Annotated in this window: 12 protein-coding genes and 1 riboswitch; of the genes, 6 read left to right on the top strand and 6 right to left on the bottom strand. The window is 37.5% G+C overall.

Features of this window, described 5'->3' with window-relative positions:
* Positions 1–65: 65 nt before the first annotated feature.
* A complete protein-coding gene (locus tag CEF18_RS13890; protein WP_110937019.1) occupies positions 66–4,022 on the bottom strand; it encodes a 5'-nucleotidase C-terminal domain-containing protein in 3,957 nt (1,318 codons plus the stop codon).
* A 732-nt stretch (positions 4,023–4,754) separates the two neighbouring features.
* Between CEF18_RS13890 and CEF18_RS13885 the strand changes: the two genes are divergently transcribed.
* The 3 genes from CEF18_RS13885 (at position 4,755) to metE (ending at position 12,613) form a co-directional block, all read left to right on the top strand.
* A complete protein-coding gene (locus tag CEF18_RS13885) occupies positions 4,755–8,036 on the top strand; it encodes an SNF2 helicase associated domain-containing protein (protein ID WP_190238687.1) in 3,282 nt (1,093 codons plus the stop codon).
* Between the two features lie 264 nt (positions 8,037–8,300).
* The gene (locus CEF18_RS13880) at positions 8,301–9,815 is read left to right on the top strand and encodes a DEAD/DEAH box helicase (RefSeq protein ID WP_110937017.1); all 1,515 of its coding nucleotides are present in this window, start codon (positions 8,301–8,303) and stop codon (positions 9,813–9,815) included.
* Positions 9,816–9,946: 131 nt separating this feature from the next.
* A riboswitch (cobalamin riboswitch) is annotated at positions 9,947–10,162 on the top strand.
* A 177-nt stretch (positions 10,163–10,339) separates the two neighbouring features.
* Entirely contained in the window at positions 10,340–12,613 is a 2,274-nt protein-coding gene (gene metE, locus CEF18_RS13875) for a 5-methyltetrahydropteroyltriglutamate--homocysteine S-methyltransferase (RefSeq protein WP_110937016.1), read from the top strand.
* Between the two features lie 321 nt (positions 12,614–12,934).
* Here metE and CEF18_RS13870 read toward each other — a convergent pair whose 3' ends face one another.
* Positions 12,935–14,626 carry a hypothetical protein gene (locus tag CEF18_RS13870; RefSeq protein ID WP_110937015.1) on the bottom strand — a complete coding sequence of 564 codons (1,692 nt, stop codon included), beginning with the start codon at positions 14,624–14,626 and terminating at the stop codon, positions 12,935–12,937.
* A gap of 241 nt (positions 14,627–14,867) precedes the next feature.
* Between CEF18_RS13870 and CEF18_RS13865 the strand changes: the two genes are divergently transcribed.
* The 3 genes from CEF18_RS13865 to CEF18_RS25950 all read left to right on the top strand — a co-directional run bounded on the left by CEF18_RS13865 (position 14,868) and on the right by CEF18_RS25950 (position 18,578).
* Entirely contained in the window at positions 14,868–16,781 is a 1,914-nt protein-coding gene (locus CEF18_RS13865; protein ID WP_110937014.1) for an ABC-F family ATP-binding cassette domain-containing protein, read from the top strand.
* A gap of 804 nt (positions 16,782–17,585) precedes the next feature.
* Entirely contained in the window at positions 17,586–18,356 is a 771-nt protein-coding gene (locus tag CEF18_RS13860) for a tryptophan-rich sensory protein (protein ID WP_223292304.1), read from the top strand.
* Between the two features lie 63 nt (positions 18,357–18,419).
* Positions 18,420–18,578 carry a hypothetical protein gene (locus CEF18_RS25950; RefSeq protein WP_183041144.1) on the top strand — a complete coding sequence of 53 codons (159 nt, stop codon included), beginning with the start codon at positions 18,420–18,422 and terminating at the stop codon, positions 18,576–18,578.
* A gap of 108 nt (positions 18,579–18,686) precedes the next feature.
* On the opposite strand, the gene CEF18_RS13855 is transcribed toward CEF18_RS25950, so the two are convergent.
* From CEF18_RS13855 to CEF18_RS13840, 4 genes are all read right to left on the bottom strand, one after another.
* On the bottom strand, positions 18,687–19,196 hold the full coding sequence (locus CEF18_RS13855; RefSeq protein WP_110937013.1) for a hypothetical protein: 510 nt from the start codon (positions 19,194–19,196) through the stop codon (positions 18,687–18,689).
* A 22-nt stretch (positions 19,197–19,218) separates the two neighbouring features.
* On the bottom strand, positions 19,219–19,536 hold the full coding sequence (locus tag CEF18_RS13850) for a DUF2325 domain-containing protein (protein WP_110937012.1): 318 nt from the start codon (positions 19,534–19,536) through the stop codon (positions 19,219–19,221).
* Between the two features lie 435 nt (positions 19,537–19,971).
* Entirely contained in the window at positions 19,972–21,126 is a 1,155-nt protein-coding gene (ytvI, locus tag CEF18_RS13845; RefSeq protein ID WP_110937011.1) for a sporulation integral membrane protein YtvI, read from the bottom strand.
* Between the two features lie 133 nt (positions 21,127–21,259).
* Complete coding sequence (locus tag CEF18_RS13840) at positions 21,260–22,381, bottom strand: glycosyltransferase family 2 protein (RefSeq protein ID WP_110937010.1); 1,122 nt, start codon at positions 22,379–22,381, stop codon at positions 21,260–21,262.
* Positions 22,382–22,462: the final 81 nt, after the last annotated feature.

Genomic DNA, 22,462 nt, shown 5'->3' with positions numbered 1-22,462 from the left:
TGCAGGTCTACCTGATTTTAAAAAAGAGTTTACGAGAAAATCTCGTAAACTCAACAATTTCGTCTCTATTTATTTTTATTCTTCTTTTTTGCTTTTTGCTTTTCTTTTACGAAATCCGGTTTTCCTTTTTTATCAGGTTTACCAGGTTTATCAGGCTTACCGGGTTTATCTGGTTTATTACCAGGCTTTCCTGGTTTGGTTGGTTCTGTATCTTCTACATGTTCGATAATATCTTCCGTTGTTGTTGGTTTTAGTTGATAGACACCGTTGAACTCACTAGCAATACCGATAATATCAACACTGTCTCCATCTGAAAATACAAAGTCAGAGAATACTAGACCTGTTCTGTTGTCGACTCGTATGATCACACTCTCGTCGTCTTTCGATGCTATAAATTCAAATGTGCCGTAACTATTTACTTCTTCCAATTCAGAAATTGTCACTCCTTTTAATGATACTAATTGTCCTTGATTCGTATCATTAATTCCAATTGGGGATACTTCGAGTGCTTCTGGAACAGCTGCACTACCTGTAATCTCCAAATCTGAGACACTTGTTAATTGAAATTCACCATTATAACTTGCCGTTTTTGCTGTAAGCTTCACCGTATCCCCGACAGATACACTGTCATCACCAAAAACATATGTGCCGCCTGTCTCATCTTGCATATAAAAACCGTTACTACCCCATGCGCCTGGAGTGGTCGTAACAACACCTTCGACGGTAACTTCCGTACCGGCACTTGCTACACGTGCTTCTTCAATGGTTACTTCACCTAGAGAATCATTCCCACCTGAGCCGTCTTCTACCTCGACAATACGTCCTTCTGAAGTATAATCAATTGGATTTGCTTCTGTAGTTTCCAGACTTTTCACATAATCAACAAAAGAATCTAAGTCTACTGGTCCCATTATTTCATTCTGACCAAGATCTTTTATTGGACCTTCCGACGTACCCATATAATTATTGACTGTTAATGTATATGTTGTATTTTCATCAATCAGCGAACCATCCATAAACATGATATCGATCACTTCGTTTGTTGCAGAATCCCAAGTATATTTCATTCCGCTAATACTATAATCTGGCCCGTATTGAGCTGATAGTTGTTCATTTAGAATGACATATAAATCGGCGCCTGTTACTTCAAACTCCATTAAAGTATTTCCAAAAGGCATGATGTTGTATAAATCGCCCCATGTCACTTCACCTGCTAGTAACTCGTCTCTAATTCCTCCGCCATTCATCATTGCAAAGTCGCTGTCCATCGAATATAACATGGCATCTGCAATTAAGTTTCCTAAACCGTGGTCACCATCACCCGTATAACTGCCTGTCATCGTATTGGCGTTATAACCCAGCACTTCATTCATTTTATCTGAAATGAGATCCTCGTACTTTTCTAATATAGCTGTTACTTCAGGATCTGGATCGATGATACTTTGATCTACAAATACAATTTCTGCATCTTTACTAACAATATCACCTGTTTCGCGATCAATCTCGATATCAACGTCAGCAAAAGCTTTTCCGTACTCTGATGCTTGTACAATAAGTTTATTATCAACTACTGCATCAACAACTTGGTGATTGTGAGCCGCATAGATAATATCAACTGCATCATCAACTTCATTTGCTAGATTTGCAGAATCTCCGGTAGCAGAATCACCATTTTGATCGGCTGGCATATGTGCTAATACGACTATGGCCTCTACACCGTCAGCTTGCAACTCAACAACTGCCTCATTGACAGCTGCAGCCTCATCGGTAAATTCAATATCTTCAATTCCAGCTGGCATTACCATATTGGCTGATGCCTGCGTATTAACTCCGATAAATCCAATTTTTTCGCCATCTACTTCTTTTACTGTGTAGGGATCTAAAATGGTTTCGCCTGAATCTTTATAGACACAGTTTGCACAAAGGTTATCAAAGTTCATCCCATCATAACCTTCTGTTCCTAATCCTTCGGGATGATCACCGCCATTTACCATGCGAATTAGTTCGTCTGTACCTTCGTCAAATTCATGATTGCCTACTGTACCAATGTCAAAACCGATTTCTTCCATAATTTCTACCGTCGGTTCATCTTGATAAAGTCCTGATACTGGGGAGCTTCCACCAATCATATCGCCAGCATGAACGACAAGAGTATTTTCATTTTCCAGCTTCCTGTTTTTTATAAATGATGACACATAGTCCATTCTTCCAAATGTTCCATCCATCACGCCGTCACCATCAAGATCAAGCTCATATTCTTGATCAATCTTTCCATGAAGATCGTTCATGCTTAGTAATTGCAGTTCTAAAAGATCTTCGGATGGTACTTCAGGATATGTTCCATCAGCTTCTGCCGGAACATATCCTTGAGTTTCGGCTTCTTCTTCACTAGCGAAGAAAATGCGCTTATCCACTGGTACTAGATTCCATTCCAGAGGTTCTACATATTCTTTTGTATCGGAGTGACCAACATATCTGTGGAAATCTCCACCTTCCAAAATTGCGCGATATTCAAATGGTTGTTCAATTAGTGGGTCTTCTGGATTCCAAATTCCTTTTTCAGTATTTTTTGCTTCTCTTGTAGCTGATTGGAATTGTTCATATTCTTCTTCATCACCAACTGGCCAAATAAAGTATGAAGATGCATAACCTTCTTTTACCATTTCTAAGTTCGTGTTAATACCATCTTTATTAATGACTTGAGCAAGCAAACGACCATATGCGTCCGTTGGTTCTTCACCGACTTTCAGGGTAACTTCATCGCCTTCTTGCAATAGCCCCTTTAAGTAATCGGTAGCATACACCCCATGTTTATTTTGATTATCTCCATGAGCCCCATTTGCTGAACCCATCCCTGTTTCGGGAGTATCAATATTTACAAATCGAACACGATCAGCTCCCAGTACTGGAGTGTTTAAGCGGATAGTATCGCCATCGGTTACATACATAACTGTTGAAGTATATTCACCAGAAGCAGTTGGAGGTTCTGGTTGCTCATCGGCAAGCGAAATGTCACTTGCTCCAGTTGGAATTAATTGATAGGAATTGTATTGACTCATAATCGCTGTCACATCATACCAATTTCCTGCTTCGATCTCTGAAATTGGAAGTGAACCATCCATGATGCGTAATGTTGTCCCGTTAAAGTCTCCATCAACTAGGGAAATATTATAGCCGCCACCAGCTGGACTTTCAGGAATATTATTCACGTATCCAGTGACGTTAACTAACTGTCCCTCATATTGTTCTGCGAACGAACCATCAGTCATTTCTGCTAATGTAATAGGTTTTGGCTCGGGTAAAGGTTGATCTTGTTCAATTACTTCTACCGCACTGGGTATAATTTCTTTTAATCCGTTATATGTTTCTAGTTCTCCAGATACTTTTACTTTGTCTCCCTTTTCCAGAGACGGCAATTCTCCTTGTTCATAAGAAAACAGGTTAATTCCGCCTGTATCATCCTGAATATAGGTAGAATATTGACCATTTCCAATGGTGGAAGGACTAGCAAGAACTATTCCTTCCACCATTGCCAATTGGCCATCAGCTAAATCACGTGCTTCGTCAATACTGATCGACTCGTTAGGTTCTTCAGGTTCCTCGGGTCCAGTCGGCACGGAGGGATCAACAAATTCAATGTTTGAAACCCCGGTTATAGCTTTAACTGAAAAGTAATTTCCAATCTTAGCAGTAATAATAACTTCTTTATCTAGAGCATTAAGATTAAGCTGTGGATTGAATGTATCTCTTTGATCGGATTCTAATTTTACATTGATAGAAGAAGATGTGTCTTCCAATGAATCAGATAACTTAAGAGCATAGTTACCATTAAATGCATCAACTATGTACCCTTTTACAGTGACATCCGTTCCAACTTCTAATTCAAGCACCTCAGCGACTGTTAATGGTTCCTCATTTTCTGCTGCATTCGCCATAGGAGCAAACACACTGGATAAGTTTGCCATCAATATAATAGCAATTAGGAAACTAGTAAAAAACTTATTTTTTGATAGATTTCTCATTGTTACCTCCTCATATTTTAATAGATTTAGGGATTATCATATACGTAGTAATCAAACTGTAAAGCAATGTTGCAAGGTAACCTGTCAATATTTATTCAGTCAATTCAAAATATTAAGTTTTTATAGTGTAGGTTTTACGATTGCTAGTTACAGAAAACTACCCCTGCTTTCAATGATTGAAGATATGCAAGAATGGTAATCCTAGTATAGGCATCAGGAAGAAGAGGCTTTAGCATTCAGGTAAATTTCAAGCAGGATCTTACGTGAGCAGATAAATCTTTAATAATAAAAGCACAAGAAAATATAATCATACATACACTAAAAAATCTTAATTTACATGGCATAAAACTACATAAATACGCTCCTTTCGTTTTATATGTACAAGATTCACTTTACAGATAACATATTAACCAGACTTTACATTCCTTTAGTGTTTAAGTTAATTTCATGTTAATTCTGTAATCTTTGTTTATTTTCATTAATATCTAAGATCATTTGGTTAGGTGAAACTCTTGATTTTAGAGAATGTTGTATGCTTTCGAACAGAGGGCTCGAATCCACATACCAAGTACTAATTAAACCTGTATTCAGTGATAACAAAACCAAAATATAAAGAATAATATATTTGTTCATCATTAAAATTTAGATTTATTTCAAATTTTTTGGTAAGATTAAAAGATTAGATATTTTTATGACCTAGATTTCAATTAAATGGAAAAGCAGGTGGGGAAAATGAACCTGAAAACAATGACAATAGAAGATATATCCAATATTTCCGCACATACGCAAACTTTCAATAAAGGAAAGAAATACTTCCAATTAAATAACGTTTTGGATTTATCAATAAATAAGGAAAAGTCTATGTATGAAGCTGAAGTAGCAGGAAACGAGCTTTATAAAGTTGAAATTGGATTTGATTCGAGTTTGAATTTGAATCGGATGGAATGCTCTTGTCCAGCAGATGAAGCATACTCTGGACCGTGTAAACATGTTGTTGCAGCACTTATTGCCATCTCTGAAGACAAGAAGGGGCAAGCAATGTTAAGTGAAATAAATGCTGACGTAACTGCTCAAGTTTCCCAATTTAATGTGACTTCGGAAGAAAGAAAGAGAACTTCGCAACTCATTGAATCATTTGAACAATTATACGTAAAAAAACAGGAAACATTTCATGAACGGGAAGCATTGCAAGTGGAATATACGATTAAGTTAGAATCCACATTCAGCAAAAGAATAGCCGGAGCAATTGAATTAGAATTGAAAATTGGACCAAAACGATTGTACGTCGTAAAAAGCATTACCGATTTGTTAAAAGCAGTTGAAGAGAACGAAGCACTGAAATTTTCAAAACTATTTACGTATCATCCTTCCGACTATTTCTTTGAAGAAGAAGATATTGAAATCTTTCGCAAAATGAGCATGATTTTAGATATGAAAAAATCGGATGAACCTGCTTTCTCTTATTCTTACTTGAGAAGAACAGCGGAACAGCAGCGAAGTTTTCATATTCCCTCCTCATATGTGATGGAGATGCTTCAGTTGTTACAACCACGAAAAATAGTCATTGAAGATGCATTTAGTCCTCTCGATCATTTTGAAATCAGTACAGGGAAGCCACCACTAGAATTTAGTGTAGTGGAGGATTCGTCAAATCAAGGTATTTATCGGATGAAATGGGAAGGAGCCATGTATGCTCAATATTTTGGCAAACGATACGGGCTCTTATATTTATTAGGAACTTTTTACCCTTTAGAAGGGGCACAGCTTGAAGCGTTCGATTCTTTGTTTTTTCAAATGGTACTCGAAGATACGCCGGAATTGCTCGTAGAAGAAAATCAATTAGAAACGTTTGCTTCGGTTGTTTTGCCTAGGCTAAGAGAAATAGGTGACGTCTCCCTGAGCGATTCCATCCGGGAAAACATTCAAATGTCGCCATTGGTTGCTAAATTATATGTAGATTATAATGAAGAGAGGGCAACAGCTGAAGTGGTTTTTCAGTATGGAGAAGTAACTTTTTCTCCGTTTAAACAAACCGAAAAGGAAGGAAATCAGCTGATTGTCAGGGACGTTGAAAAAGAATTTTATTTATTGTCGTATATTGAAAACGTCCCTTTTAAATTCAATGGTACAGAACTGTATCTGGATGACATAGAGGAAATTCTTCACTTTGTTTCTTACGATATACCGGAACTCTCGGAGCTTTTTCACTTGTATGCTACGTCAAACTTACGGAATGTTGTCTATCAGCCGCTAGAACGTCCCGCTGTAAAAGTAGAAACGAATGAGAAATTCAATTATTTAGATGTGGAGTTTGAAATTGAAGGAATTTCTGAAGAAGAAATGTCAGAAGTTTTAAGAAGTCTTTTAGATAATAAGAAATATTACCGTTTAGATTCAGGAGCATATCTTCATTTGCAAAGTGAAGAGTTTCAAGGAATGAAACAAGTGATGGAGGATCTTGAAATATCCAGTAAGGATGCATCAGCAAGTGCTCAAGTTCCTATGTATCGTGCTTTTCAACTCTCGGAGACCAATGAAGTGCTGGTTAAGAGAGATCGTGCTTTCAAAAAGCTTATCGAACGACTGACGGATCCTGAGGAGATTGACTTTCCAATACCAGCTCATTTAGATGATGTGCTCAGAGATTATCAGAAACGTGGTTTTCAATGGCTAATGTCCCTGTCCTACTACGGATTTGGCGGAATTTTAGCGGATGACATGGGATTGGGAAAAACACTTCAAACGATTGCCTATTTGCAGGCTGTGAAAGAAGAGTATGATGCAGGACCGGCTCTTGTTATTTGTCCATCAAGTGTTGTCTATAACTGGCAAAAAGAGATTGAACGTTTTGCTCCCACTTTAACAACTGCAATTATCTCAGGATCGTTAACGGAAAGAAAAGAGGTACTTGAACAGGCAAAAAACTGTGATGTATGGATTACTTCCTATCCATTAATTCGCCGGGATATCAAAGATTATGAGGAACAGTCTTTTACAACAATGGTTTTAGATGAAGCACAGTATATAAAGAACGAGGGTACACTGACAGCTAAAGCAGTGAAGGCAATAAAAGCATCGAAAAGTTTTGCATTGAGTGGTACTCCAATCGAAAATTCGCTGGATGAATTGTTCTCCATATTATCTGTTGTACAACCGGGAATTTTCAAAAATAGGCATATGTATAAAAATATGGAGGAAGCCAGAATTGCAAAACGTATAAAACCGTTTGTTATGAGAAGAATGAAAAAGGATGTATTAACAGAACTTCCAGAGAAAATTGAGTCCGTAGAGTATACAAACTTAACAAAAGACCAGAAGGCATTGTATTTAGGGCAACTTCAGCTTTTACAGGCAGAAGCAAGCTCAGCTATTCAAGAAAATAAATTACAGGAAAATCGTATGAAAATACTTGCTGGATTAACAAGACTAAGACAGATTTGCTGCCATCCAGGTATGTTTTTAAAAGAATATGAAGGAAGTTCGGGTAAATTAGAGCGATTAATGGAATATTTAGAAGAAGCACGAAACTCAGGAAGACGAGTGGTGCTGTTTAGTCAGTTCACAACAATGCTTTCGATTATTAAGAGCCGCCTATTTGAAGCGGGGCGGGACTATCATTATTTAGATGGTTCGACTCCCGGAAAAGACAGAGTAGAACTTGCCGAGAGATTTAATAATGGCGAAAAAGACTTATTTCTCGTCTCTTTAAAAGCAGGTGGAACAGGGTTGAATTTAACCGGAGGAGACACGGTCATTTTGTTTGATTCGTGGTGGAATCCTGCCGTGGAAGAACAGGCAGCGGACCGCGTTTACCGATATGGACAAAAACAAGTCGTGCAAGTGACTAAAATGATTACAACAGGAACAATCGAAGAAAAAATTCACAAGCTACAGGCGAAGAAACGTGATCTATTAGATCGTGTGATCCAACCTGGCGAAACAATGATTACATCGTTAGGCAAAGATGATATTGAAGAGCTGCTTGATCTTAAGTCATTGGCACCTAAAACGTAGAATGAAGAAATTAGTGGTCAGTTTGGTAAAAATATGATATAGTTAAAAGGTTGATTTAAAATCAATAAAAAAATACATGAAATTCATCCTTTTCGTATAAGATAAAGATGAAGCCCTTCAAAACGAGGATAACATAAGCAGCTTGTTCCGTTTATCTATAAGGAATGGGCTGTTTTCTTTAAATATTATTGATATAGCGCTTAGTGATTTTAAGAATTACCTTGCGCCGTTACGGGAAAGATGAACCAAAAGGAGATTATAAATTTGGCACTTTTTAAAGATTTAAATATCGAGGAACCAATATTAAAAGCGATTGAGAAAATGGGATTTACAGAAGCAACACCAATTCAGGAACAAGTCATACCTGTTGCAAAAGATGGTAGAGATGTTATTGGACAGGCTCAAACTGGTACAGGTAAGACAGTAGCATTTGGTATTCCTTTGTTAGAATCAGTCGATCCAAAAGCTCGTCATCCTCAAGGTCTAGTATTAGCTCCAACACGCGAGTTAGCTATGCAGGTTTGTGAAGAGTTAAATAAGTTAGGAAAAGAAAAAGGAGTTACTGCTTTACCAATTTATGGTGGGCAAGAAATTTCGAAACAAATTCGAGGTTTGAAAAAAAATCCACAAATTATTGTTGGTACTCCTGGTCGTTTTATGGATCATATGCGCCGTAAAACAATTCGTCCTGAATATATGAACACAGTAGTATTGGATGAAGCAGATGAAATGTTAAGCATGGGTTTCATTGAAGATATTGAAACGATCCTTAAAGAAGTTCCGGAAGATCGTCGCACAATGTTATTCTCTGCAACAATGCCGAAGCGTCTAAAAACAGTTATCAATTCTTTTATGGCAAACCCAGTTACCATTGCTATTAAATCTAAGGAAATGACTGTCGAAAATATTGAACAACGATATATTGAAGTACAGGAAAAGCAAAAATTTGACGCTCTAAGTCATATTTTAGACGTTGATCCACCTGAATTAGCGATTGTTTTTGGTAGAACTAAACGTCGCGTAGATGAATTAACAGAATCACTAGGTATTCGTGGATTCGCTGCTGAAGGATTACACGGAGACATGAAACAAGAACGCCGTGATGCAGTTATTCGTAAATTCAAACGTGGTACAATCGAAATTCTTGTAGCTACAGATGTTGCAGCGCGTGGATTAGATGTAAATAATGTTACGCATGTCTTTAACTTTGACCTTCCTCAGGATTCAGAAAGCTACGTTCACCGAATCGGCCGAACTGGCCGAGCAGGAAAAAGTGGAATCGCATTTAGCTTTGTGACTCCAAAAGAACGTGATCATCTTAAAATCATTGAGAAGGTTACTAAAAAAACAATGAAGCGTCAATCTATGCCTACGTATGAAGATGCTTTAGCTGGTCGTCAAGATCGTTCTGTGAATCACTTACAGGAGTCTCTACGTAAAGGTAATTTTGAACATTTAATGGCAGCGGCTAAGTCTTTATTAGCTGAGCATGATGCTGAGACACTTGTCGCAGCAGCTTTGAAAACGATGACGAAAGAGCCGAGCCAGACACCAGTTCGTCTTACAAGCGAAGCTCCTGCCCACTCTAAACGACGTGGCGGCGGCGGTGGCGGAAGCTACGGCGGCGGTGGTAAACGACGTGACGGAGGTGGCGGTTCTAGAAAGCCGAACAGTCGTCCACGCACAGATCGCGATCGCGGTCGAAATAGCGGAAGCAGTAATAGCAGCAGACCGGCAGCTAAAGTTAAATCATTGGCTTACAAAAAAGAGAGTAGATAATAAAAATTTATTGAAGGCCTGCATCCTTGGGAAATATCCAAGTGATGCAGGCTTTTTATACATTGATAGACAAAATAGTCACAATGTTTAGCTATTGACAAATAGTCAGAAAAGAAGTACGATTCAAGGAATTTCATAATTAAGAAATAGGTTTGTTTAATTTCTCATGTTTTATTAAAAAAAGACTGATTATTAAACAATTAAAAGGGAATCTGGTGAAAATCCAGAACGGTCCCGCCACTGTATTTAATGAGTGAATTTGATGATGTCACTGGAATAGAATTCCGGGAAGGCCAAATTCATGATGATTTAAAAGTCAGGAGACCTGCCTAGTTCTCAACACTGTCGACCTACGGGAAATAGGGAGGTGTCATTAGTATCTCATACAAATACGTAAGGATATTTTTGCCCTTTTTATGGTGGCGAAAATATCCTTTTTTTCGTTTTGAAAGAGAATAGATCCTTTAGGTCATCGTAAGTCTAAACCGAAAACATTAAATTTTTTCAAATGAGAGGGGAAAATAATTTTGCAAACAAGTAATCTAGGTTATCCACGAATAGGGCAAGAAAGAGAATGGAAGAGGGCACTAGAATCCTATTGGCAAGGAGATATTACTGAAGAGACTTTGAATGAAAAAATGAAGCAAATTAGACTATCGCATTTGCAAAAACAATTAGATAGTGGAATTGATTTTATTCCGGTGGGAGATTTCAGTTACTATGATCATGTACTAGACACAGCAATGATGTTTGGAGTTATCCCAGACAGGTTTAAATCAAAGCAAAATGATACACTTGAAACATTTTTTTCGATGGCAAGGGGAAGTGAAGCTGGACAAGCAAGTGAAATGACGAAGTGGTTTGATACAAACTATCATTATATCGTACCTGAGTTTGAAGCCTCATGGACTCCACAAGTTAAAGAAAATACAATACTCAAAGCATATAAAGAAGCAAAGAAAGAATTAGGCATTGATGGGAAGCCTGTTATATTAGGACCCTTTACATTCTTGAAACTATCTAAAGGGTATGAGCCTAAGGAATTTTCGACTTTGCTTGGTAAATTAACGCCATTATACGAGCAAATTATCAAGGAATTACATGACGAAGGTGCCTCACTTATACAATTAGATGAGCCATCATTAGTGACATCATTGTCGCAAGAAGATATTAATCAATTCAAAGAATTATATAAAAAGCTTACAAAGGCTGTTCCAGAAGCTAATATCTTCCTTCAAACTTATTTCGATTCCGTCGATTATTATAGCGAGATTGTCTCTCTTCCAGTTAAAGGACTTGGGTTGGATTTCAAGCATGACAAAGGGAAGAACCTGCAATATATCAAGGAATTAGGTTTTCCAAACGATAAAATTCTTGGAGTTGGCCTAATTGATGGTCGAAATATTTGGAAAGCTGATTTAATGAAATCTGTGCAACTATTAGAAGAATTAAAAGGCTTAGTATCCAGTGAGAGATTACTCATTCAAACTTCTTCAAGTCTTTTACATGTTCCAGTATCCTTAAATCAGGAAGTGAAATTAACAAAAGAACTCAAAGACGGGCTTGCTTTTGCTGATGAAAAATTAGTTGAGCTAAAACTATTAGGTGATCATTTCCGTTCTGGTAGCAAGGAGTATTCACAAGATTTTCAAAACCATCAAAAACAAGTAGAGCAATTCAACCAATCTCCTTTCAGAAAAGATATTGAGGCGCAAACACTTGCAGGTATTAAAACGGAGAGAGAGCTCTCTTTTGAGAAACGCAAAGGTCTGCAAGAGAAAAAATGGAATCTGCCATTCTTACCTACTACGACTATTGGAAGCTTTCCCCAAACGAAAGATATGCGTCAAGCAAGAACAAAGTGGCGTAAAGGGGAGCTAGACGACCTTAAATACGAGTCGTTAATTAACGAAAAGATTGAAAAGTGGATAGACATTCAAGAAAAGGTTGGTCTCGATGTTTTTGTACATGGAGAATTTGAAAGAAATGACATGGTCGAGTATTTTGGAGAAAAGCTTGAAGGATTCGCGGTTACTAAGAATGGCTGGGTTCAATCCTACGGGTCTCGTTGTGTGAAGCCTCCGGTTATTTACGGGAATGTAAACTTTGATCAACCAATGACTGTGAAAGAAACAGCATATGCACAAACATTAACGAAGAAACCGGTAAAGGGAATGCTCACAGGTCCTGTAACGATCCTGAACTGGTCATTTGTAAGAGATGACATCTCAAACAAGGAAGTAACCAGGCAAATAGCGAAAGCTCTTGTAGAGGAAATTGAAGCGTTAGAGAATGCAGGGATTGAAATGATTCAAGTAGATGAACCGGCATTGCGAGAAGGACTTCCTCTAAAAGCGGAAGATCAACAGGAATACTTATCTTGGGCTGTTGAATCATTCCGTATAGCAACAGCACACGTTCTTCCAACATCACAAATACATACTCATATGTGTTATTGTGAATTTCACGACATTATCGATTCAATAAATGCATTAGACGCTGATGTTATCTCTATTGAAACATCCCGCAGTCATGGTGAACTAATACAAATATTTAAAACGAATGTATATGAAAAAGGAATCGGGCTAGGTGTTTATGATATTCACAGTCCGCGAATCCCAGAAATAAACGATATGGTTCAGGTAATTGAAAAAGCATTGGAAGTTTTACCTGCGAAATCGTTCTGGGTCAACCCGGATTGTGGTCTTAAGACACGTACAGAGGATCAAACGATCGCAGCACTAGAGAATATGGTGGAAGCAACCAAAAAGGCGAGATCACTCATCTCTGCGAAATAAAAGTTTTATAAGAAAAACGGCATAGCCGTCTTTTATTAAATACAGCGTCAGCTTCCACCGCCACGAGTAGCACCTTCGAATTGCGTGTAGGTGCTACTCGAAAAGAAGGGAGGGTTTCCCTTGATACGCGCGGTGTGAAGGTAGCTGCTAATTTTATAAATTATCTCTTAAAAAAAGGATGGTACCGCAAATTGTTTCATGCGGTACCATCTTTTTTATTGGTTGTTGTGTTGAATATTAATACGATTGTAGTTTTACATTTGAACAGAGTAATCGAATTCGCTCTAAACGGACGATTTTCTTGGGAACGAAGGATTCTATTTAAAAATCTAGTTCTTCGATAACTTGAATGTCTTCCCCTGAATCCATGAAAGATATTGTTATCTCATCACCAGGTTCAATGAATACTGATCGAGGGTATGAAGATGCGTTAACGGTGAAAATTCGATCTTCCCCTTCTAACAATAGCCTGATTGTAACATTATCTTCCCGGTCCCATTGATAGACTCGTTCAACTGTTGAGGTGATTTCAACCATATCAGTTAATTCACCAGGCACAATATCCTCGTCTATATTTCTGGAGAGTTCTAGTTGATAGGCACCAAAAGCCTCCCGTTTTGTTTCTCCGTGACCATATACATTCTCATCACGTGCACTGACAAGCATCACTTGTCTAAAGACAGAATTACGATCCATTAGAGGAACGACCCATGTATATTGACCATATATATTGTACAAGGATGGTGTTCCTGGAACATAGTCATCACGACGGAATGTACGCTCAGCTAAGTTCATTGCGGTTCGACCGTTTAACATTCCACTAGCATCCCGAAAGTAATTCAGATCTCCGGTTCTTGTATCAAACATTGTAAAACCAACCATGGAATTTGAGGCTTCTTCTCCTTCGTTTTGTAAACGCATATGGTCCGTAAACCAGTTTAGCTGAAGGTCCGCATTGACAACGCCGGTCACAGCATCATCAGCGCCCCATTCAGTAGGTTGTGTAAGCCCTTCTCTGCCAAAGAAGCGGTTAATTAAGCCTTGTTTGTAAATACCAAACCATGTGTTTCTCTCTTCGGCAATGTGAGGAGGGTAAATTCTATTTATCCATGCAGGAGTATTTTCAACATCGTATTTTTCCATTTCTCCACTTGCAGGGTTAATGGTGACGACGCCGTCGACTTCTGCCACACGACGAAATTCAGTGAAATGCCCGTAACTAATAATGTAAAAAGGGTTACCTTCTTCATCAATCTCAAATGTAGTGTCGTGCATAACAATCTCTGGGTATTCTGTGCGAACATGACGTTCTAAATTTTCATGGAAATACGCAGACGGAACATAATTCATTTCAGTATAAACAAGTTCAGGTTCTTCCCGAGGGTTTTCTGCACTCACTCTAATGTAACCCGGGACAAAGTCACTTCGATACCAACGGAAAATACCATCATATTCAATCGGAGTAATCCAATAGAGGGATTCATCCGCCCGTTGAATCCTTGTTTCCCCTAGAGTATAAAAGGCCGGATTTTCTAATTGGCCCATTAAAACATTAGACCGGTATTGGGCATAACTTCTTGGCACAATAGGAATATTTTCTTCATTTACAGGATCCATTTCTTCGACTGTAACTTCTTCGCCATCAGCAAGATCAAATTTTACATCTGCTAAAAATAAAGGTTGTATCAGCCAGAATATGGCGAAACCTACGAGCACTATTAATCCAATAGCAGCACCGGTAGTTGCCTGTTTTTTCCGGAAAGATTTTTTAAACATAAAAATAAGTGTGTTATCAACAATCAATCCAATTCCTATGATAGGTAAATAAGCGGCAATAATAGCAGTTAAGCTTTGGTCGAGCAATCCGAAGTAAAATAAAGATACTCCATATATAATACCTAATATGTAACGGACAGGAATCCATTTACGGAAAAATGCCATTCGCCACCAACTGAGTTCAAGCGGCAAAAATAAAAGTGCTAAAAGCGCACTTACTAAAATCATTTGAGTCATTACCTTCACCTCATCCTTATAATCAATCGTTGTACTGTGTTCAATGATGAACCAATTATCTTGTTTTCTAACTAAAGTAATTGAAATCTTTCATAAATAGTTACGTTTAAAAAAGCATAAAGTTTCACATAGCACCGCTGCTTCTATTATTTTACCATAGGAACTGTGCGGGGACCTATCGCGAATTCCTTTTTTCAGATACAATGAGAGGTAAGAGTAAGTAGAGAAGGATGATCAATTCATGAGTATGTTCAGGGTAACAGATTTACGTAAAACTTACGGGGAGAAAACATTGTTTAATGACATCTCCTTTTCAATAGAAAAAAAAGACAGAATCGGGCTAATAGGTGTGAATGGAACGGGCAAGTCCTCACTATTAAAAGTGTTATCGGGCATTGAAGGTAAAGAAGGTGGAAAGCTAGACCACTCTAATGACTTTCTCCTGGAATATTTACCTCAGGAGCCAATTTTAGAAGAAGAACTAACTGTTTTGGATCAAGTATATTATGGCAATTCAGCTGTTATGAAAACGCTGAGAGCTTATGAAGAGGCTCAAATTCTTTTAGAAAAGAACCCTAATGATGAAGGGGCTCAAAATAGACTCATTAAAGCTCAAGGAAAAATGGATGATGAAGGTGCTTGGGAAGCTAATACGATTGCCGAAACGGTACTGACGAAACTGGGAGTTCCTGAATATTCAAAAAAGGTTAGTGAGCTTTCCGGGGGCCAAAGAAAAAGGGTTTCGATTGCTAAAGCTCTCATCCAACCAGTGGACTTACTGTTATTGGATGAGCCAACCAACCATCTTGACAATATTACAATAGAGTGGCTAGAAGGTTTTTTATCTAACTATCCTGGTGCCATTATCCTAATTACTCACGATCGCTACTTTCTCAATCGTGTTACAAAACGAATTTTTGAATTAGATCATGGGGAACTTTACCAATATGATGGTAACTATGAGTTGTTTCTTGAGAAGAAGTCATTACGTGAACTAGATGAAGGTAATAAAGAAACAAAACGTCAAAATTTACTGCGCCGTGAGTTGGCTTGGTTAAGACGGGGAGCGAAGGCTAGATCTACAAAACAAAAAGCACGAAAACAACGGGTAGAAACTCTTCAGGATGACACACCTAATGCGAAGCTGCAAAATGTAGATTTTTCAATCGGATCCCACAGACTAGGGAAAAAAGTGATTGAATTGGAAAACATCAGTAAATCATATGATGATAAAACACTGGTTAACAAATTAGACTATTTAATTATTCCAGGTGAACGTCTAGGTATTATAGGACCAAATGGGATCGGTAAAACGACGTTATTAAACATGATGGCTGGACGAATCACCCCTGATGAAGGAACTCTTGATATTGGTGAAACGGTTAAAATTGGTTATTACACACAAAATCATGAGGAGATGGATGAGAATCTACGCATGATAGATTATATTAAAGAAACTGCTGAAGTTGTGCATACATCCAAGGGAGAAGTTATTACTGCTGAGCAAATGCTGGAACGCTTTCTCTTTTCAAGATCAGCGCAATGGACTCATATTCGCCGCTTGTCTGGTGGCGAAAGACGCAGATTGTTTTTATTAAAGACACTAATGGAAGAACCGAATGTACTGTTTCTGGATGAGCCTACAAACGATCTTGATACACAAACGCTATCAGTACTAGAAGATTATTTAGATCAATTTCCGGGAGTAGTCATTACAGTATCCCATGATAGGTATTTCCTTGACAGAGTGATTGAAAAGCTTCTTGTATTTGAAGGAGATGGAAAAATATCACGCTATTATGGTTCCTATAGTGAGTGGTTAGACTCTGAAAAACAGAAACAGGAAGATTCCTCACCAATTAAAAAAGAAAAAATTAATAATGATGAACCAACAGCAAGCAAAGATAAACCGAAGAAACTGGCCTACAAGGATCAATTAGAATGGGATACGATCGAAGACCGAATCGAAACTTTAGAACAAAAGTTGGAAGGCATTGCTGAAGATATAGAAAAAACGGGCAGCGACTTTGATAAGGCTCGGGATTTTATGGAGAACCAGAAAAAGCTCGAAAAAGAACTGGAAGAAGCGATGAGCAGATGGACAGAGTTATCCGTTCTTGTTGAAGAAATAGAATCGGAAAAGCAAACAAAATAGCAGATATTTTGAAAGGGACTGAAAAAAGGGAGATACTTTTTTCAGTCCCTTTTTTTCAAGGTAAGAAATTTATAAGTTGACAGCTATCTTTACGCCACAAGCATCAAGGGAAGTTCGCCCTTGATGCATAAATGATGGTGGCGAAAGATGACGCTGTATTTAATAAAAGACGGCTATGCCGTTTTTCTTATAAGATAATTTATAAAATTAACACTTTTTATAGATTGTTTTGTTCGTCGAACAGAGAGGCTCGAATCCGCTCTAGGCGGACGCTTTCCGCGGGCAACGACTTCAGCCTCCTCGGACAAAAACCATCCTCCGGGGTCTTCAGTCGTTGCTAATTCCGCAGGAGTCGCCGCCTTCGCTACATCGAGTTATTTGTTCAAAAAAGAAAGTCAACGTAGAACTTTCCAAGCCAAGAAACAATAACAGTTACGTAAACTCCTTTATAAAAAATGGTTGTTTGGAAGAATCCGCGAGACTCCTGTGGAAGAATGATCCAAGAGAGACCCCGCAGAGCGTTTTGGCTCGAGGGGGCACACGGATCATTCACGGAAAGGGAACGTAATTCTTCCAAACAACTTTTGAGGAAAATAAGGCAACAAAATAGAGAAAAAAACACTAAGTTTTTAAAGACTTCAATTGACTAAAGAGCAATATAACCTATAAAACAAAAATTTAATTAAAGTTAAACTTTAGTTTTTCTAATGTATTCCTAAACTTTACGGAATCATCTTTAGAATTGGATTTATTCTTCTGAAAAAAGGGTACTGATACGTAACGAAAATAAAGGAGTTACTGAAAATGAAGAGATATGACTTACAAATAATAAAATATATTAACCTTTTTGCCCTTTTAGGTCTAGTTATAGTAAACGCATTGGCTAATATTTTACCATTCAACAATCTGACAACCGGTGAAATTTCCGACCAGGTGAATGTATTGTTTACACCAGCAGGCTATGTATTTAGTATTTGGAGTATTATTTACTTGCTTTTATTCATTTGGACGCTAAGACCTTTTTTTAAAAGACACTTACGTGATAAAGAAGCATATGAAAATATAGGTACACTATTTTTATTAAATGCTCTGTTGAATAGTTCTTGGCTCTATTTATTTCATTATCAATATTTTATTGGCACATTGATTGTAATGATTAGTTTGTTAGTAAATATTATCATAATTTACCGGAGACTTCGGACTGTGAAAGAAGTGAGTATATGGTCTAAATTGCCTTTCTCTATCTACTTAGGTTGGATTTCTGTAGCAACGATTGTCAACGTGGGAATCTTTTTCAATACGTTAGGTTACGAGGATGGAGTTATTCTTGGACCTCAAAGTTGGACAATAATTTTACTTTTCCTTGCTAGTATTTTGGCAATAGGATTTACACATGTTAAAAAAGATACAGTATTTCCATTAGTCTTTGTATGGGCATTTATCGGAATAGCATTGGAAAGACTAGATAGCTTTCCGGCTATATCTTATACTGCATGCGGATTAGCTAGTATTGTACTGATTTACGTCATTTTTCAGATGGTTAAAATGAGAGGATTTTATCCGAAGAATGATTGAGAACTATAGATAGTGGGTAAACATATAATAGCATCACTATTAAAGAAAAAGGAGGATACATCGATGGAAATAACCAAAAAAGATGTCCTTCAAATGGTTGACGATTTATCAGAGACAGAATTAAGAATCGTCTATACGTTTATCGAAGAATTCCGTATTGCCGAAGCTGAACGGTCTTCTCAGGGTCAATCTTATCAAGGTATGATCGCTCGCAATCAGTAGCAAAGCATACAATATAAATTTATCGGATACTATCCAATATAATTATAGATACTGCATTCTTCCCATAAAGGAAGGATGTTTTTTTAATGATTGTTTAATAAGATCATTTTACGTGGATGAACAAGGAGCTTGCGCTGTATTTTGAAGACAATCAGTATCTCCGTCCTCTAGACAATACATCCACAATCTCATGGTGTGATGACTCCTATCACTATCGAAAAATAAATTTATATGTTGCAATAACTCTGAGTCACATTTTGCTTTTTTACTAAGGAAACACCAACTTTCGTTTTCATACGTAGTCTTGTTAAATCCTTGAAATATATATACATCTTTAATTTTCGTTGTAGAAAGTAATTCAAACTGAACTAAAACCGGAAGAATTTTCAATCCATAGTCCAGAACAGAAGAAATTCTTTGAAGAAAATCATTCGACGAGTGGAAGATCGTTGTAGTACAAGGATGACATTCGCTGTAAAACGTTGCCAATGCAGTTTTTGTAGTTAAAGGTTTTAGATTGAGAATCTTCTTCATCGTCTCTTGAAGAAATTCATGAAATGTACGAGGAGACGATGATGTGTTTGTTTTTTCTATATCTATCAGCTGTAACCGTTTCACAGGTAACACCCCCTATTATAATTCAAGAGTTCTTTAGCATTGGGCAGTGAGCACAAGCATGTTCACAATTTGAAAGTGATTGATAGATTGCACACCAAGAACGTTTAGCATAACAAATCGGTACAGATTTTTTTGCAGCTTTATCTTTAATTTTCTTTGCTAAATTATGATTAATGAAATCAGTCAGAATTAAAATCAAGTCTACATTTTCGGGTATTTCCTTTTTTATCATTTTGACCTTACGACCGTCTATGTGCACTATCTCTTGAAATCCCAAGTCTTTTAAGCGAACAGGAATAGTTCCGAGTTTATCCCCACCAATAACTAGTAACGATGACATGTTTTTACCTCCCTTTTTTTTACAGACAATTTATAAGATGACAGCTATCTTTACGCCACGCGTGTCAAGGGAACCCCCACCTCCTATCGAGTAGCACCTACACGCACTACGTAGGTGCTACTCGGGGGTGGCGAAAGATAACACTGTATTTAACAAAAGGCGCTACGCGTTTTTTTGTAAATGAAAATCATTCTCATTTATGAGTATAATTGAAAACCATTCTCACTGCAAGAGAGATTTGTAAAATTTATTCAATTTATTTTCTGTTAGCCTTTAGCTCTTCTTACAGTTTAAATGGATAATATCCATCTTTCAGAGTTCTTGCTCAGGCGAGAGCTTACCAACACAAATAGACTAGCTAGTTGCATTAACAGTTGCAACTAGCTAGTCAGGCAGTGGAAAGGAGAGTGAACTTCTGCGAGATCAGACCAAACATTAGTTATTTTTATGGTAGACTTTTTTTGGTGTCGGGTCTTCTTTAAAACCATGTTTCACAAAGTTTGATACGTCATCAGCTAGACCTATATCTTTAAAGATAACCAAAATAACCAGGATTAAAGGACCTAGAAAGACGCCAAGGATACCAAAAATTTGAAAGCCGACGAATAAAGAAACTAGAACTGCGAGGGCATTCAAATTCATGCTGGAAGATAAAATTTTAGGTTCTATAGCCTGGCGAATACCGATCGTAACTCCATATACAATGGCTAAACCAATTCCCATACTAATGTCTCCGGTAAAGAACATGTATAAGAACCATGGAATTAATATGGTACCCGATCCTAAATAAGGAAGAATTTCGGCAATTCCTACAATCATGGCTATAGTTAATGCATGTTCAACCCGCAAGATTGCTAACCCGATAAAAACTAGAATAGAAGCAATAATCATGAGGATAACTTGTGCTCTTAGGAAACCGAATACTCGATACTGCAACATATTGCGGAAGGCCTTTGATTTCTTAATAAGTGGAGCGGGAGTGATATCATAGACCTTTCTAAACAGCTTTTCCCAATCTTTGCCGATAAAATAAAAGGCGATAAAGATAAAAAAGAAGGCTAATAGAAAACTAGGTACAATGATAATTAATTGAGTGAGACCATCAGCTAGTTGCTGACCGTAATCAGCAAGAGTACTAGCGAGACGAGTTCCTAAAGTAGCAATACCGTCTTGAAGAGTAGCTTGCTGTTCTGGAGTTAGTTCATCGATAACCCCAGTCAATTGCTGCCAAATCGGAAAAATGGATTCATTAAAAACTTCTTGAACTTGTGTTGCTGTCGTTTGAATCCAGTTTGGGATAAAATCAGAGATTCTTCGTACCCCAAAGATAATCAGGAATACTAGACCTGTAATAGCGCCGAATAACGTGCTTAAGCCAAGTAAAAGTGCCACTAAAACAGCTAGTCCATTTGGAAAATTGACTTTAGCTCTTAATAACCGAATTAAAGGATGAAACATCCATACGAGAAGGGCGGCAATCCAAAAAGGGTAAGAGATCGTAAAAAGCCACCCAGTGAACCATAATACAGATAGAATGATAATAATGACTAATAATAGCCTAGCAAAAATCCAGCCGTGTGTTTTAGTCATAAGCCTGCCCTCCAAACTTGTTGTCGATGTGGGACGAATGTTGTGAACTCTTTCATTATCATATCAGAAAAATGTAGTGGAGAAAATTGTAAGGCTATTTTTGCATAACTGAGTACCTGAATTTGTATATATCTTATTTTTTTCGTAAGTCTTTTAGAGGATATCTAGTCCCCCTCCAAGTAATTCCACCATTCCTGATAGTTTTATACGCTGATCGACATAGGCAGAAAATAAATATAAAAGCATTAATAGGCACCCAGAGAAAAAACCAGCTTGAGTCGTTGAATATCCTTGCATTAATCGTGAACATCAAGGCATACAAGCTGATAACCGCAGCAAATGTTAATTGGGCAAAAAAAGAAGCTGTAAATAATCCGATAAAGGGGATGACGTGAAAAAGAAATATAACAATAGAAAATAGCACAACATATAAAACTCGATACCGCATAAAAGCAAATAAGTTCTTTTCTAAGCCGTGAATTACCTCAGGAATGTTCTGATACCATTGTACAGAAACCAGATCTTTTCCTAGGCCTAATTGCTGTCGAAACCCTTTTGAAACAATGAGTTTACCGAGTTTAAGGTCATCATCAGGCGAAAGTGCAACTGACTCGTGAGTACCGATCTTTCGGTACACCGAAGCTCTGATCATATTAAAAGCGCCAACTCCTGCATGATTTAGTTGAATGAAATTCCAAATGCCGATTATACTCCAATAACTGTGAAACGCCCGATAAGGAAGAGTACCTCCTTTATTTTCAGGTATCAGTGTTAGGTGATCCAAATTATAACTGATTAGGTAATTCACGGTCCTTTTTAGAGTTTCTTTGGTAAAGAAAATGTCTCCATCTGTGAAGAGAAGTATCTCCCCTTTTGACTGCAAGAAGCCTTGGTATAAAGCATGATTTTTTCCTAGCCATCCAGCGGGAAGATGAGAAATAGTTATAATCTTTAATTTATCGTGATTGATATGACTAGCCTTTAATTTATTTAACAAAGATAACGTATGATCTGTAGAACGATCGTTTACGACAATAATCTCTAAATGACAATAGTTTTGATTTAAAAGGGTATACACACTGTCATAAATATTTTTTTCTTCATCCCGAACTGCAACGATAACTGTGACAGAGGGTAAATCCCTTAAACAATCGGATGGGTAGTTGCTTATGACAGGTAAACGGCGAATACCGATATACCATTGGAGGAAAATAACGCATCCACCAATAAATATTAAAAGTGCGAATGCTGTCATGGTTAGCCTCCTTCTAATAGTTTATTTGATTTAATATTATCATGCATTAGATCTAAAAGGCGACAGATTCAATTAACGTAA

Source organism: Salipaludibacillus neizhouensis (assembly GCF_002886185.1).
GTDB lineage: Bacteria > Bacillota > Bacilli > Bacillales > Salisediminibacteriaceae > Salipaludibacillus > Salipaludibacillus neizhouensis.
Note: the sequence above shows the minus strand (reverse complement) of the source record. Positions and strands in the feature narration are given on the sequence as shown.

What these genes read in the sequence shown, in the direction of transcription:
- CEF18_RS13865 (WP_110937014.1), top strand. Translation starts at nt 14,868, where the DNA reads ATGAGTATGTTCAGGGTAACAGATTTACGTAAAACTTACGGGGAGAAA.
- CEF18_RS13840 (WP_110937010.1), bottom strand. Translation starts at nt 22,381, where the DNA reads ATGACAGCATTCGCACTTTTAATATTTATTGGTGGATGCGTTATTTTC.
- CEF18_RS13850 (WP_110937012.1), bottom strand. Translation starts at nt 19,536, where the DNA reads ATGTCATCGTTACTAGTTATTGGTGGGGATAAACTCGGAACTATTCCT.
- CEF18_RS13885 (WP_190238687.1), top strand. Translation starts at nt 4,755, where the DNA reads ATGAACCTGAAAACAATGACAATAGAAGATATATCCAATATTTCCGCA.
- CEF18_RS13890 (WP_110937019.1), bottom strand. Translation starts at nt 4,022, where the DNA reads ATGAGAAATCTATCAAAAAATAAGTTTTTTACTAGTTTCCTAATTGCT.
- CEF18_RS13860 (WP_223292304.1), top strand. Translation starts at nt 17,586, where the DNA reads ATGAAGAGATATGACTTACAAATAATAAAATATATTAACCTTTTTGCC.
- CEF18_RS13870 (WP_110937015.1), bottom strand. Translation starts at nt 14,626, where the DNA reads ATGACTCAAATGATTTTAGTAAGTGCGCTTTTAGCACTTTTATTTTTG.
- ytvI (WP_110937011.1), bottom strand. Translation starts at nt 21,126, where the DNA reads ATGACTAAAACACACGGCTGGATTTTTGCTAGGCTATTATTAGTCATT.
- CEF18_RS25950 (WP_183041144.1), top strand. Translation starts at nt 18,420, where the DNA reads ATGGAAATAACCAAAAAAGATGTCCTTCAAATGGTTGACGATTTATCA.